General features: G+C 56.4%; 12 protein-coding genes. 6 read left to right on the plus strand and 6 right to left on the minus strand.

Annotated features, from left to right (window positions below; all coding sequences use genetic code 11):
• Positions 1 to 3: 3 nt before the first annotated feature.
• The 4 genes from JJO78_RS13450 to JJO78_RS13465 all read left to right on the plus strand — a co-directional run bounded on the left by JJO78_RS13450 (position 4) and on the right by JJO78_RS13465 (position 5,476).
• Positions 4 to 1,995, plus strand: a complete 1,992-nt coding sequence (locus JJO78_RS13450; protein WP_273623858.1) for a hypothetical protein — start codon at positions 4 to 6, stop codon at positions 1,993 to 1,995.
• A gap of 206 nt (positions 1,996 to 2,201) precedes the next feature.
• Positions 2,202 to 3,074, plus strand: coding sequence for an SDR family NAD(P)-dependent oxidoreductase (locus tag JJO78_RS13455; protein WP_091640768.1), 873 nt, complete (start codon positions 2,202 to 2,204; stop codon positions 3,072 to 3,074).
• Complete coding sequence (locus tag JJO78_RS13460) at positions 3,067 to 3,993, plus strand: reductase (RefSeq protein ID WP_075196954.1); 927 nt, start codon at positions 3,067 to 3,069, stop codon at positions 3,991 to 3,993. Before JJO78_RS13455 ends, JJO78_RS13460 begins: the two co-directional genes overlap by 8 nt.
• A 4-nt stretch (positions 3,994 to 3,997) precedes the next feature.
• On the plus strand, positions 3,998 to 5,476 hold the full coding sequence (locus tag JJO78_RS13465; RefSeq protein ID WP_075196953.1) for a flavin-containing monooxygenase: 1,479 nt from the start codon (positions 3,998 to 4,000) through the stop codon (positions 5,474 to 5,476).
• A gap of 90 nt (positions 5,477 to 5,566) precedes the next feature.
• Here the strand turns inward: JJO78_RS13465 and JJO78_RS13470 are convergent, their stop codons facing one another.
• Complete coding sequence (locus JJO78_RS13470) at positions 5,567 to 6,046, minus strand: FKBP-type peptidyl-prolyl cis-trans isomerase (RefSeq protein WP_007152743.1); 480 nt, start codon at positions 6,044 to 6,046, stop codon at positions 5,567 to 5,569.
• A 216-nt stretch (positions 6,047 to 6,262) separates the two neighbouring features.
• Between JJO78_RS13470 and JJO78_RS13475 the strand changes: the two genes are divergently transcribed.
• Entirely contained in the window at positions 6,263 to 8,674 is a 2,412-nt protein-coding gene (locus JJO78_RS13475; protein WP_273623859.1) for a response regulator, read from the plus strand.
• A 106-nt stretch (positions 8,675 to 8,780) separates the two neighbouring features.
• Here JJO78_RS13475 and JJO78_RS13480 read toward each other — a convergent pair whose 3' ends face one another.
• The 4 genes from JJO78_RS13480 to JJO78_RS13495 all read right to left on the minus strand — a co-directional run bounded on the left by JJO78_RS13480 (position 8,781) and on the right by JJO78_RS13495 (position 12,128).
• The gene (locus JJO78_RS13480; protein ID WP_228209931.1) at positions 8,781 to 10,571 is read right to left on the minus strand and encodes a DEAD/DEAH box helicase; all 1,791 of its coding nucleotides are present in this window, start codon (positions 10,569 to 10,571) and stop codon (positions 8,781 to 8,783) included.
• Position 10,572: 1 nt separating this feature from the next.
• The gene (locus JJO78_RS13485) at positions 10,573 to 10,935 is read right to left on the minus strand and encodes a helix-turn-helix domain-containing protein (RefSeq protein WP_273623860.1); all 363 of its coding nucleotides are present in this window, start codon (positions 10,933 to 10,935) and stop codon (positions 10,573 to 10,575) included.
• A gap of 59 nt (positions 10,936 to 10,994) precedes the next feature.
• Complete coding sequence (locus JJO78_RS13490) at positions 10,995 to 11,306, minus strand: type II toxin-antitoxin system HigB family toxin (RefSeq protein ID WP_007152747.1); 312 nt, start codon at positions 11,304 to 11,306, stop codon at positions 10,995 to 10,997.
• A gap of 369 nt (positions 11,307 to 11,675) precedes the next feature.
• On the minus strand, positions 11,676 to 12,128 hold the full coding sequence (locus tag JJO78_RS13495; RefSeq protein ID WP_273623861.1) for a hypothetical protein: 453 nt from the start codon (positions 12,126 to 12,128) through the stop codon (positions 11,676 to 11,678).
• 247 nt (positions 12,129 to 12,375) lie between these two features.
• On the opposite strand from JJO78_RS13495, the gene JJO78_RS13500 reads away from it, so the two are divergent.
• Positions 12,376 to 12,936, plus strand: coding sequence for a hypothetical protein (locus JJO78_RS13500; RefSeq protein ID WP_273623862.1), 561 nt, complete (start codon positions 12,376 to 12,378; stop codon positions 12,934 to 12,936).
• Between the two features lie 32 nt (positions 12,937 to 12,968).
• On the opposite strand, the gene JJO78_RS13505 is transcribed toward JJO78_RS13500, so the two are convergent.
• Positions 12,969 to 14,021 carry a nuclease-related domain-containing protein gene (locus tag JJO78_RS13505; RefSeq protein ID WP_007152751.1) on the minus strand — a complete coding sequence of 351 codons (1,053 nt, stop codon included), beginning with the start codon at positions 14,019 to 14,021 and terminating at the stop codon, positions 12,969 to 12,971.
• Between the last annotated feature and the right edge of the window lie 290 nt (positions 14,022 to 14,311).

The following is a 14,311-nucleotide window of genomic DNA, read 5'->3' on the forward strand; positions in this document are numbered from 1 at the left end:
TGTATGGCCAGACAAAAAAAAGACACCGAAAACCAGAACAGCCGCGCGCCAACGGAACTTGTAAATGCATTTGACGACGCCGTTAGCCGCCTTGCTGCAATCAACGCGATCGAGGGCGTTTCGCCCGTATTCGAAGTAATTGATGCGGCAAGGCCCCTGGTGCTCAGCCCCGAAGGGCTGGACGCAATCTACGAACGCGTTCCGGCCATTGAATCCGCCGGGTTCTTTGGTGGCAGCGATTGGGACTACCCCCAGACACTGGTGCCTTCCCTGGCTGCGCGTACGGTCCGCCACGGGGAGCCCACCGCAACACTGGTCGAATGCCTGAGTCAGGTTCGCCTGTTGGCGGTCACCAAAGGCGACTACGTCCACGCTTCTATCTCGGCGGAACATGCCCATAATTTCCTCGCCCAGGTGATGGCGATGAACCTGGACCTGGTGGTCAGTGATGACCTGCAGGAGAGCGACCGGCTGCGGCCCGATCAGCTCGGCCATGCCGTGCAGAACCTGTATCACTACCTGCTCCAGCATCTGGGATATGAAAACCTGCTGGAGCACCTGGTGGCCGAAGTCTGGCGTATTCTGGAGCAGCGCCCGGTGCAGGTTGAGGGCGTCAAGCACATGGTGACCCAGATTGCCGTCTGCCTGGAAAAACCCGACGCCCTGGGCGGAGAAGTCGGCGATGACGCCCTGCAACTGATCAACGCCGTATTCAGCCCCACTGAAGGTTGCCGTGAAGACCCCGGTTTTGAAGTCTATTCCGAACGACTGGCGGACATGGACGATGCCGCCCTGATGCAGGAAGCCATCGCCTTTGCCCAGGCCATGCACAATACCGGCCTGGTGTCGGCCTACATGCCGGTGTTCATACGCTACCTGCGCGGGCGCTGGAACGCCCTGATCCCCACAGCCCTCGGGTTGAGCTACACCGGTGCCGATGCATTCCACTGCTACCCTGCACTGATTCACCGCCTGATCGACGACGCCGTGTTTCCGGAAACCAGTCAATGCACTTACGGCCTGGCCATGATGCTGGAGCGGGGCATTCTTTACTCGCCACCGGTAGCGCCATCCCTGTGGCGCCAGATACGCATGACGCTTTGTGACGCCGCAGCCGAGAAGATCGCGACGGTCTTCGGCAGCAGCCACTCCCCCGAATGTTTTTTGCTTGCCGACGTACTCAACGTGCTGGGGCGGCCACTGGGCGTGGGCCAGGGCAACTACCCGACCTGCCAGTCCACCCGCGCCCTGTCCATGTGGGCGTACAACATGCCGGCAGAACTGCTGCGCATCCTTGCCTGGGCAGCGCGGGACGATGAGATCGTTATGCGCTTCGAAGGCAACAGCATTTCTTCAAAGGAGCTTGGCGCCGGACTGGCAACCGAACCGCCCGTGGATGTCGATGCCGTATCCCTGCTGACCGTGCCGCATCTGGACCGTATCTATTTTGAAATGGGGCGGCGCAGTATTGGCCGCGGAGAGGATCCCCACAAATGGGTCAACGCCGAGTTTCACGGCGACCACGTTGGCCACGGATTTCGCATCGCCGTGGACGTTTTCACCGGCGGCCTGAAGGACTTCGAAGGGTTTGTCCGGGATTTCTACGCCGCCTATCACCCGTTCTATAACGGCAACATTCCCGTGATCAATCCACAGCCGGCCGGTATCGCGGTGACCGACAGCGCCACGCGCTTTCTCGGCTGGCACGCCATCACCATCCAACGGCTCGCCATGGACCCCGACAAGACCATGCGCGTCTACTTTTTCAACCCCAACAACGACAGCGGCCAGAACTGGGGCCAGGGCGTCATCACCTCCACCCATGGCCACGGTGAACTCTTCGGCGAAGCCTCCTTACCGGTAGCCGAGTTCGTCTCCCGACTGTACGTGTTCCACTATGACCCGATAGAAAAAGGCGAGCCGGGCGACATCCCTGCCGATGAAGTCAACCGGGCCATGGACCTGGCCCGTGGCAGTTGGGCTTCGGGGCGGTAGACAACGCAATGTGCTGACCTTTCAAGAACCGCATCAGGCGCCAGCCTACGCTTTCCCAAGGCTCTGGACCACGCTCTCCAACGCCGGCCAGGTTCGCAATCTGGTAACAGTCCGCAAGTAAATCGTCCTCTCTCGAATCACATACGGCCCAAAAAGCTCGGCCGTCTCGTGCGACCCTGTTTGAAACTTGATAAGCGGAATCGGCAATGTTTCAAAAGCAAAGACTCACCCATCAGTCACGGGCTGTCATCACAGGCTCTGGAAGCGGCATCGGCAAAGCCCTCGCATTGGAGCTGGCCCGTCGCAAGGGGCTCATCGTCTGTTCGGACATCAGCCTGCAAGCGGCTGAGCAGACCGCCCGGGAGGTTCGGGCAGAAGGCGGCGAGGCCTGGGCTGTCGCCTGCGACGTTAGCGATCTGGCGCAGGTTGAGGCACTGGCCCAGCAAGCTCAGGAGCTACTGCCGCAACCCCTGAACCTGGTGATCAACAACGCCGGCATCGGTATCGGCGGCCAGAAGATCGGCGACGTCCCAATCGCGGATTGGACCTGGACCATCAACATCAACCTGTGGGGCGTTATCCACGGCTGCCACGTGTTCACGCCGCTTTTGAAGGGCCAGCCAGCCGCTGGCATTATCAATGTTGCCTCCACTGCGGCCTTCTCCGCGGCACCGTTGATGGGGCCCTATAACGCCACCAAAGCGGCCGCCCTGGCGATTTCGGAAACATTGGCCGCGGAGCTCTCCGAAACCAACGTTCAGGTCACCGCGCTCTGCCCCACCCTGGTGAAAACCAACATTGCCGCCAATGGCCGGATCACTGGCGATTCCGGTGCCCTGTTCAACCGGTTGATGGACCGTTTCGGAATGTCAGCCGAACAGGTGGCCAGAATCACCCTCAATGGCCTGGACCGGGGCCAGCTGTATGTGATGCCGCAACTGGACGCAAAACTGATCTGGCGCCTGAAACGACTGCTGCCAAGCGGCTACGCCGTCGGCACAGGCTTGCTGAACCGTTTTGTCAGTAGGACCGGGAGCGTAACCGAAGAAGAGACAACGAGAGGTAGACTCCATGGCTAAAATCGACCTGGACAAGATGTTGGAGAAGATCAAGAGCTCCCAGTGGTCACTGTCCGACGTGGATTGGGACGCACCGGGAGCCGAGCTGATAACCGCCGAACAGTGGCCCAAACTGAAAGCCTTCATGGCCGACCTGATGTGGATCGAACATGTAGGTGCCCGCGCTTTCGCAGCCATGGCCAAGAAAGCACCGGATGACACGCTGCGGGAAATTTACACCTATTTCCACGCCGAAGAACAGCGCCACGCCAACGCCGAAATGGCGCTGATGAAACGCTGGGGCATGCTGGAAGAAAACGAGCTGCCCGAGCCCAACAACAACCTGCGCCTGGTGATCGAGTGGCTGGACCGCTTTGCCGACGACCAGCCCGTGTACGTGCTGGGCACCGTGGTCCCCATGCTGGAGATTGCGCTTGATGGTGCCCTCTGCAAGTTCCTGCTGGAAACCGTGGACGACCCCGTCTGCCATCAGGCCTTTGAGCTGATCAACAACGACGAGTCCCGGCACCTTGGCGTTGGCTTCACGGTGATGGAAATGCAAGGCCATGGAAAAACCTACAGGGAACTGGCGCGTATGGTGGCCCAGTTGATGGACCCCCGGCTGATCCTCGGTATCGCCTCCTACTTTCCGTTGCTGAACAAGATGCGCGACAACATCATCGAAATGGGCCTGCCGGAAGAGAAACTGTACGCAGCCATGCAGAAATTCGAAAAGATTGGTGGCCGCTCAGAAGACGGCCGGCGCAACCCCTGGTTCCAGATCATCAAATACCACGGGCGTTTCGTGGTGGATCGGGGTAACCGGTTCTACCACAAGCCGATCGACGCCCTGGTCAAAGTGACCGACGCCATCCCCCGGCGAGCCTTCCCCACTGTACCCAGCTGGGTGCGCGAAATCACCTACCAGACGACGGCCTGACACCATGACTGACGCACAGACGACGCCTGTGGTTACCACCCTGATCATCGGGGCCGGTTTTGCCGGCCTCGGCACCGCCATTCGCCTGCAGCAGGAAGGCATCGATGACATGGTCATACTGGAACGGGACAAGCAGGTAGGTGGAACCTGGCGGGATAACCAATACCCCGGTGCCGCCTGCGACATCCCCTCAAACCTGTATTCCTATTCGTTTGCGCCAAACCCGGATTGGTCCCGAAGCTTCTCCGGTGCTCGCGAGATCCTGGGCTACATCCACCATCTGGTGAACCAGTTTGACCTGGCCCGATACATTCGCTTTGGCACCAACGTCACCGGCCTGAACTGGGATCAGGACAGGGGCGTATGGGAGGCCACCACCGAGGGCGGAGAAACCTACTACGCAAAAACCGTGGTGATGGCCCAGGGGCCGTTATCGAACCCGGGCTTTCCGAATATTGCAGGCATCGAAGACTTCAAAGGCAAAAAAATCCACAGCGCCCAGTGGGACCACAACTACAACCTTGAAGGCAAGCGTGTCGGGGTAATCGGTACCGGTGCCAGCGCCATCCAGATCGTGCCAAGCATCGTGGGCAAGGTCGACAAGCTGACCGTGTTCCAGCGGACACCACCCTGGGTCATGCCACGGCCAGATTTCGAAACGCCGGACTGGCAGAAGCTGGCGTTTCGAAAACTGCCCCTGAGCCAGAACGCATTGCGCAAGGCGCTCTACCTCGCCCACGAATCCATGGCTCTTGGGGTGATCTGGAACTCACCCCTCACTCGCCTGGCGGAGCGGCTGGGCAAGTGGCACCTACGCAATCAAGTGAAGGATCGCTGGCTTCGCCGCCAGCTAACCCCAAACTACCGCCTGGGCTGCAAACGGGTATTGGTATCCAGCGACTATTACCCGGCCCTACAGCAACCCAATTGCAAGTTGATCACCTGGCCCATTGCCCGGATCGATGAAAACGGAGTGCGCACGGTTGAGGGCATCGAGCACCAGTTCGACTGCCTGATTTTTGCCACCGGTTTCAACGTAAGCAACGCCGGCACACCGTTTCCGATTACCGGTGTGGATGGCCGGCAACTGAACGACGAGTGGAAAAGGGGCGCATCGGCCTATAAAAGCATCAATGTTGCCGGCTACCCCAACCTTTTCCTGACGTTCGGCCCCAACTCCGGTCCCGGGCATAACTCCGCTCTGGTGTATATGGAGTCGCAGATTAACTATATTGTTAAAGCCGTGCGCACCATCACCAGCCTTGACCTGAAAGGATTGGACGTGCGCCAGAGCGCACAGGAAAGTCACAATCGTGCGATACAAAAACGGTTGTCACGAACCAACTGGAACACCGGCTGCAAAAGCTGGTATCTCACCGAGGATGGGTTTAACGCGACGATGTATCCGGGATTTGCCACACAGTATGCGCTGCAAATGAAAGAGGTAGTTCTGAAAGACTATCGGCTTCTGCCGCATAGCTGAAGAGTCTTTCAATATCTCCAGGGCTTCGGGGCGCATTTTGCTGTGGGTATCTGCGATCACACCAATTTGCATCTACGCCCCCTTTTATCTTCAGTGATGCCCACCCGGCCCATGCGCGTGGCCGTGCGCTATCTCTTCCGCATCGGCGGCACGTACTTCGATCACTTCGATATCGAAGGTCAGGGTTTTACCGGCCATCGGGTGGTTGGTGTCGACATCGGCAAATTTGAGGCCGACCTTGGCGACGACCACATGGCGCGGGCCCTGTTCGGTTTGCACCTGGGCGATCATGCCCCGCTTCCAGCGTTTGGCCCCCATCAGATGCTTGACCGGCACGCGCTGCACGGCATCGGCCTTGCGCGGACCGTAGGCTTTTTCAGGAGTGACGGTAACGCTGAACGTATCGCCAGCCTCGCGACCTTCCAGGGCTTCTTCCAGGCCCTGGATAACACCGCCGTGGCCATGCAGGTAGGCGTTCGGCTTGCCACCACGGGAATTCTCAACTTCGTTGCCCTGTTCATCACGGACACTGTAGTGAAACAGGACCACCTGATTCTTTTCGATTGGCATAGGATAGGTTCTCTTCGACGGTTCAAAGTCCGCCATTCTACCCAGTGGCGGCCTTGACTTCAGTGAAGGCACATCAAAACTGCCTCGGTTCACTTCCATCTGATAACAGGTCGCGGAACTTTTTTCAGCAAGCTATGATCAGGTAACAACACTCTCCGTTAATTCGAAATCTGACCCACACTCTGATTTTCCTCCAACAGCAGATGAGGTTCATGAATGGTAGGCGCCAACTTGGGAGTAAATTATCAGGAGCTCAGACAGCAGTATGCTCAAAACCTTCCAAGCCGCGCAAAGGAACTGAGAGCTTCCTGGAGCCATTTGCAACATGTCAATTGGGACAAGAAAACACTGTTGCTCATGGATCGGTGTGCCCACAAGCTGTCGGGCAGCGGAACTACGTTCCAGTTTTCTGCCATCAGCGAAAGTGCACAGGTCCTCGAGAGCCAGTTGCAGCACGTGCTGAATAAACCGGTAGCAACTCCCATAGAACGTGACCAGATTGAAGCCTCGCTCCAGGCTCTGGAGCGGGCCATTGACCAGGCTATCAATACCGCCACCCCGAACGAAACGGCCCCGGCGGCTGTGACTGTCATAAACCATCACCGAATCGCCGTCATCGAGGATGATCGCAACCAGGCGGTTTTTCTGCAGGGTTGGTTGGAACAACGGGGCTTTGATGTTGACACGTTCGACACGCCAAACGCCTTTAGCCAACAAGCAAACGACTACTACCACTTGATTCTTCTGGACATCAGCTTCCCCGACGGCGCTTTGGAGGGAATAACGCTTCTTGACCGCCTCAAGCATCAGGTGGATGCCTGTAGCCCGGTGATCATGATGTCAGCCCGAAATGACCTCGTCGCACGTATGCGGGCTATGCGGGCCGGCGCAGATGGCTACATCACCAAACCCCTGGATATGGACGCGCTGGAGGAGCGGATCGATCAGCTACTCAGCACCAGTGTCAGGCAAAGGGTACTTTGGGTGGATGACGACAGCGGCCTGCTCGCCTACTATCAAGACTTACTGTTCAATCAAGGTTACGAAGTAGAAGGCCTTTCCCAGCCCGCGAGAATTCTCGAGCGCATCGAACAGTTCCAACCTGACGCCATCGTGCTGGACCACGAAATGCCGGGAGTTCAAGGTCTGGAACTTGCCCGCGCGCTGCGCCAGGACCCAAGATATCTCACCATCCCCATCCTGTTTGTGTCAGCGTCGCAGGCAGTAGCCGACCACCTCGAGACGAACAGCATGGCGGGCAATGAGTTCTTCCAGAAACCACTCGACAATCAACGATTCTTGGCGGCGCTGCATCATCACCTGGCACAGGCTCAACGCATCTCGGCGCGCATCAACCTGGTCAGTCAACGCAAAGAACGTCAGGGCTTGCAGAACCATGACTTTTTTCTGACCGAACTGGCCTCCTCCCTCGCTTATCTTGAGGCCTCGCCTAACAACCAGGCGCGGTTTCTGGTCCAGGTGGGAATCGACCGCGAGGAGTACCTGCGCGCACAGCATGGCGCACGCGCACTGGCCAGTTTAACTGCCCGCATGGAGCACCACTTCGCGGACCAATTGGGTGCCAGGGATTCCGGCTGTCGCCTGGGCGGCGGCAGCTTCCTGTTTCAAATAACCGCGCCTGTAGCCGAGGACGCAAGTGCCTATCTGGACCAGTTTCACCAACGCCTGAACAGCCCGGCATGGTCCCTGGGTGAACCGCCGAATTCCGTTACCGTCAGTATGGGCGTATTGCCTCTTACAGAAGCGGTGAATGAAGACAAGGCCCTGATGGAAGTCGAGCAGGCTTGTTGTGAGGCCATGCAGGCGGACAACGCTCGGGTGGTCTGGCGGCGGGCGCCGGAGCGTTCCGATCATAGCAAACTGGATGATCGCATTCGGGAACTGCTAGATGCCCAGGCCTTCAAACTGCACTACCAGCCGATCGTGAATATGAACTCCGGAGATACTGTCTTTGAAGCCCTGGTACGGCTAGTGGATGAAGACGATGCCTTGTATCTGCCCGGCCAGTTCTTGCCACAGCTGACAGAGGGAAATCATGGCACCTTGCATGATCTCGATCGTTGGGTCGTGGAGCACGCGCTTGAGGGACTCTCAGAGCTTTCGGGAAAAGCCGCAGCGGGTTACTCCGTGGCGATCAAACTCGCGTCCCCCATGGCGGATGTAGCCAGAATGATGCCCTTTCTCAGCAGCGGTATGCGCAACGCGAGCATCAAAGGCAAACGCCGCATTTACCTCGCATTGTCCAGCCCAACCGTGATCAAAGACGTCGCAAAGGCCAAGCAGGTATTAAACGTGCTGCACGGCATGAACTGTGGTCTTATCATCGAGCACGTTGAGACCGGCCCGGCATCGATTGAACTGCTGAAAGAGTTGCCGACCGTGGAATTCGTGAAGCTGGCTCCAAAGTATGGCACCAGCGCCGAGCAGACGGCTGAACTGGAAAACATGCTTCGCCAGCTTACCGGGGTCTTCGGGTCGAGCCAGCCAATCGTAGCCACCCGGGTCGAAGACGCCAAGGCTCTGACGTGGTTCTGGGACCGTGGCATCCGCCATTTTCAGGGGCACTTCATCCAGGCGCCGGAAGTGGCCATGACCTTCGAGCTCTGAGCATCACGACCTTGTGCGCGCAACCAGGCGCTAACGCCCCCCGGTTCGGCAGCGTGCACTTCAGTCAATTCGATATAGAAGGTCAGGGCTTTACGGACCATCGGTTTTACACCTCATTCGCCTTACGATAGCTACCCCGATAATCAAAAATCCGCTCCTGCACCTGCCAATAATGCTTCTGCTTGCGGGCAACAACAAAATCCGGCGCTGGCAACAAGGCCTGGCTCTCAAGTACTTCCTCCGCCTTGCTGAATGTTTTCGGCGCTCGGCCGTTCGCGAAACGCCGCCCGAACAGCTTGTTGAAAACGGTGCGCTGGCCAGGCTTGCTGAAATCAAACGACTCCCTGAGTTCCTCCCCGTCCTCGCCGTGATAGGTCACTCTCAGCTTGTTTCCATCAACACTGAGTGCAATTCCAGCGCAACGGATCACCATGGCATCCTTGAGCTTCAGCGCATCTCTCAGCTGATCATCCGGGTCGATAATGGCTTTCTGGCATCGGTGACAGTTGCGGGCGGCAATATCGTTCTCGCCACCGCAGTGGGGACACTCCTTGAAGCGAAAACGGTAATCACACTGCTCAAGGCGACCTTTCTGCGAAGCAGGCTCGTCTCCGTCCACAGGCTCCAGAAGCCCCTGACAACGGCGCCCGTAGTGCTCGAGCACACGGCCTTCACTGTCTGTTTTGCCCCAGAAGATATTGGCAAAGCCACAGCCCGGGCAGAATACCTGCACCGGCTCACTGTCCGGGTTCGGTTTCGGTTCGCCCACCTCCGGATGATGCAGATTCACGTGGTTGCCCGCGTAATCAATCACCAGGCAATCCTGCTTGCCCTCGTCAAGGCGAAGACCACGGCCCACGATCTGCTGATACAGGCTGACCGACTGGGTAGGCCGAAGAATGGCAATAACGTCCACATGGGGCGCATCAAAGCCCGTGGTGAGCACGGATACGTTCACCAAGTACTTCAACTGCCGCTGTTTGAATCGTTGAATCAGCATGTCCCGATCTTTCTGATCGGTCGCGCCAGTTACCAAAGCGGTCTCATATTCAGGAAGATAACCGGTGATCTCCCTCGCATGCTCCACCGTGGCCGCAAAGATCATCACTCCCTGGCGCTCAGCGGCCAGTTCCATCACCTGCTCAATGATCGCGCGGGTCACACGCTTGTGTTTGCTCAGCAGCTGGTTGACGTCCTTCTCGGCATACTCGCCAAAGCGGTCCCGAGCCAGCGCGGAGAAATCGTATTGCGCCACTGCCGCATTCACCAACTCGGGCCGGGTGAGATACCCCCGATTGATCATATAGCTCAACGGCAGTTCGTAAATGCAGTGCTGAAAGGGCTTGTCCTGCTCGTCAACAGAGCCGCGAACAAAGCCCCGGTAGTGATAGCGATAGATCCAACCCATGGCCAGACGGTAGGGCGTAGCGGTCAGCCCAAGCACTTTGAGGGCGTCATTCTGTTGCCGTAGCAACTCGATGATCCGTTGATACTGGCTGGTTTCATCGCCACTGACCCGATGGCACTCATCAATAATGACCAACGAGTATTCATCCCGGAACTGATCCAGATTCGCCGATACCGACTGCACACTGGCAAACGTCACCTGATGGTGGCTTTCCTTGCGCTTCAGCCCGGCGGAGAAGATGCCGCCGGCCAACCCATAACTCTGGTATTTGGCGTGATTTTGCTCCACAAGCTCTTTGACGTGGGTCAGCACCAGAATCTTGCGCCGGGCAAGACGGGCCAGCTCGGCAATGACCAGGCTTTTGCCGGCGCCGGTTGGCAGCACGATGACGGCAGACTCATCGGATCTGCGGAAATGATTCAGCGTGGCGTCGACGGCTTCCCGTTGGTACGGGCGGAGTTTGAAAGGGGCTCTTGAATATGCAGGCATCCTAGAAAAACAGTACCGGAGACACCCCAAACCGCTTGCCTAGGGCCTCCATGTGTTTGCGGGTCAGCTTCTTTCCTTCAGCACCATTGAGAATTTTGCTCACATTGCCTTTTGAACCCAACTCCGGCAAATCAGCAACCCCAAGACCGTGCTGAACCATCATGGTTTTCAGCACAGCAATCCCCCTGTCCGTTTCAGCAACAGCGGCATTAAAGTCGGAAAACTCTGTAGCCTGGTCTTCCCAGCGCTCAATGCTGACAGACAGAACCTCAATGAGAAGCCTGTTGGCGTCGTAGTCGTCCACCAACTGGTCCATCAGCTCCAACGCTCGCTCATAGTCGTCCTGAGTCTCAATGTGTGCCACAAAAGGCACCTGAGATAGCGCTTCTCTGATCTCAACAAAAGTAGGCGATAACATAAGCCTCACTCCTTATTGCGACGGTATTTGTCAGTAAGCCGGTCGTATTCGGCGTGGCTGCAAATGTGTTTTACGTACATGCGATTATCACGAAATTCAATGAAGGCAATCAGCCGAAGATTGTTACCGCCGATGTCGATAACCCACCATTTGTCCCGGTATTTAAAATTGTCCAGGGACGGAAACACCTTGCGCAGCTGCTCAGGTGTTTCAAACCGTCCATTTCGCAACGTGGTGTAGGTATTCACCAGAGCCTCCCGATCATTGGGAAACTGCTTGCCAGCATCGTTAAACGGTTTTCTTGAAATAATGTGCACAAACGTTCCTTGTTTCCTTTTTTGAAACCATACCACGAAGTTTCAAAAAAGGAAACTATCGATCTGATTCGCAGACTTGGCGTTGTTCCGGATTCTACCTTGCTGTCCTTGCGGGAGATCTACAAATAGGCTGGAGCCGTCACGCCCTACCCATCAAAAGCCATAACGACAAGCCGGCAACCACAGAAAGAAGCACCGCCACATGAACAGCCAGGTTCTTCCGGGCCGTTGGAGCGGGCTTTCTGGCGAAACGAAAATAGTCGTCACCAAACAGCCCAACGCCGCAGCCCTCACAGTAGTTTTTTGAGTAGGAAAGCCTCAGTTCGGATGGGTCAAATTTTTTCCGACAGCTGTAGCAACTCGGCTTGATCATTCCGGCCCCCGGGCAGAGCCGTGTTCGGTCAACAATCGGCAACTCCCCACCGCCTGCGCCTGAAGATACTCACAAAACGCCGTCACATCGGGATTCGTGAACTCACTGGAAATGAACTCACCCGGAATCAGCCCTTCATCCCATCGAGACGTCACCAAAGTATGGGGATACGCCACATCGTCGCCGGGATAAATCTGCACCACCGCTTGGGTCTGGTGAATATATAGATCGCGAAGTTCTTTGGCACACCGAAGCGTACTCAGATCATGCCTGGCATCACACTCATAGTCCTTCCCGATGAAGAACTCACTGGCAACGGAAAACAGCGTGTTTTCATCCAGAGCAGACGACGGCGCCGGATGAATGGTTCTGGCGACATCGCCGGCCATGTTGGTACAGCCGGCGATTAACGACAGCAATGGAATCACCAACACCTGAAACTTATTCACAACAGCGTCTGACCACTTAATCTTTTCGATTGGCATAACGTTTTCTGCAACGGTTTGAGGTAGGCCATTATAGCCAGCAGTGGCGCTGACTCCGAAAGCCGGAGATCGGAACACCTCGGCTCATCCTGGATGAACAGGAGAGTATGCCGCCCTCTCCAGAGAGAGCCAGGTCTATCGCGGCCATCCACCTTATGCAACAATGATATAACAATATTCTATTTAGATAACATTGTAAGGAAACAGAACGATGAAAAGGATTTTGGCGTGCACCTTTATTTCGGCATTAATGGTCGGTTGCGGAGGCGGCGGAAGTGGGAGCGATCTGGAAAAAACCAACGAAAATACCACTCCCGGTTCAGGTTCGTCTGACGGGAACGACGATAGCGACCCCGTGACGCCACCCGATCAAGTCACGGTACTCGAGGGCACCTGGAAGAAACCATGCGGGCACGTGGAGGGCGAAGCACACTACAATATCGTGACGGTCTCTTTCACCCGCAGCGCATTTGCCACAAGTATCGAGAACTACATCGATAGCGCTTGCACCACCCCGTTACCGGAAGCTCCAAATCCTACCTCATCAGGCAACTTCACACTCGGTGAAGACGTTTTACTGAGTTCCGGCCTCACCGCTACCGAACTCACGTCGCATGTGACTCAGTTCAATGGCGCCGACTTCGAGATCGACGAGTACAATGTCGTTTACATCAACAACAATATTCTCTACACAGGAGAAGGCACAACCAGTTCGCCAGACCAGCGGCCAACCAGTCTCGATTATGATCGTCCATTCTATCGACTGAACTAGGTTACTTGCCCAGGGGCGCTACCCTTTCAGATTCAATGCTCTTCCCCTCGCAAAACCTTATACCGAGCACACGCCTTGTCCCTGTCTCTTAGAAGGCGCGGATCCGAGCTACCAATAGCAGCCGCAATCAGGGAGTTACATTCCTGCCGCGCCAAAAGAAACTCGGAGGAAGATTGATGAACACGCTGAATAACAGCACTTGACGAAGGCTCAGGCTCCACCGTCCGTGAATCGGTTTTGGGCTCGCTTTCAGGTCTGTGACGAGTGGGCTGCGGTGCGCTTTCAACCCTGTGCTCAGGCACCCTTTTTGTGTCTATTGCCATCTCCTGCGAAGCAAAATTCCAATAGGCGTTCATTCCGATCGCGCCGACGCCCAACATCAAGGCTGGAAAAACCAAGAACTTGAGGCGTCCCCTACTCGGCCGACGAGGCGCTTCAGCGTAGCGCTCGGCAACCAAATTTCTCACATGGTGAGCATGGGCCCGGTCGGTGGCGAAAGATGCCTTGAGGCGACCAGCTGCCACCTTCTCCCGAACCTCCGCCACCTGCTCCAGGCTAAGCAAAGGATCAATCTTCGACTTGATATAACGAACATACCCCAGCCCCTGAGTCACGTTTTCCGGCATGGGTGTTTTGAACGTGCTGTCCCCCACAAACACCACCACCGAGTGCACCTGATGGTCGTTTAACCCGAGCAATGCCTGGAGCGTTTTTACGTGCTTATAGTTCTGGTGCAGCGGGTTCTGGAACTTGTGATTGGAGCGGAAAATCTTCTGGGTCCAGAAGCGCTGATGAGGGCCACCAAATATCCAGCCCTTCATGTTTTTTGTCTCGACAACGAAGACCCCGAATTCCGACACCAGAACATGGTCAATCTGCGTGGTGCCGTCCTCTGTGGGGAGGGTAACGTTCTTGATGAGATGGTAGCGGGATTTATCCAGTAACCACCGTGCGGAGAAGTTGACCAGAAACTCGCCAAACTTACCTTTGAACCAGGGCGACTTGATTACACCCAGCATGATTGCAAGGGGCAACAGGTACCAGAGTAGAGTGATAAGGAGCTGGTAGACCGGGCTCAAATCCATTTCTCAAACATCCTTGCTTCGTTTCCTAAATCCATCCGACGTGAAACATAAATCAGTCTTCGTTTCGGCGCCTTAGGATTTTTGTAACTACTCGCCAAGGAAACATCGGCCACTGTGGCCGAGCAACAAAAACGTGCTTTGAGAGTTCGGAGCTGAAAAGGCCGACAGAAACTGCCGGCCGAGAGAATTCCAGGTACTTAGCGCGCAAGAATCTGAACTATGCGTTTGCGCTGCAACCGTCGATCTCTTCGTCGATAATCAGATTCCCCTCTACACGGAACCCTATCCGG

The sequence above is a fragment of the Marinobacter sp. DS40M6 genome, assembly GCF_028581595.1.
GTDB lineage: Bacteria > Pseudomonadota > Gammaproteobacteria > Pseudomonadales > Oleiphilaceae > Marinobacter > Marinobacter salarius.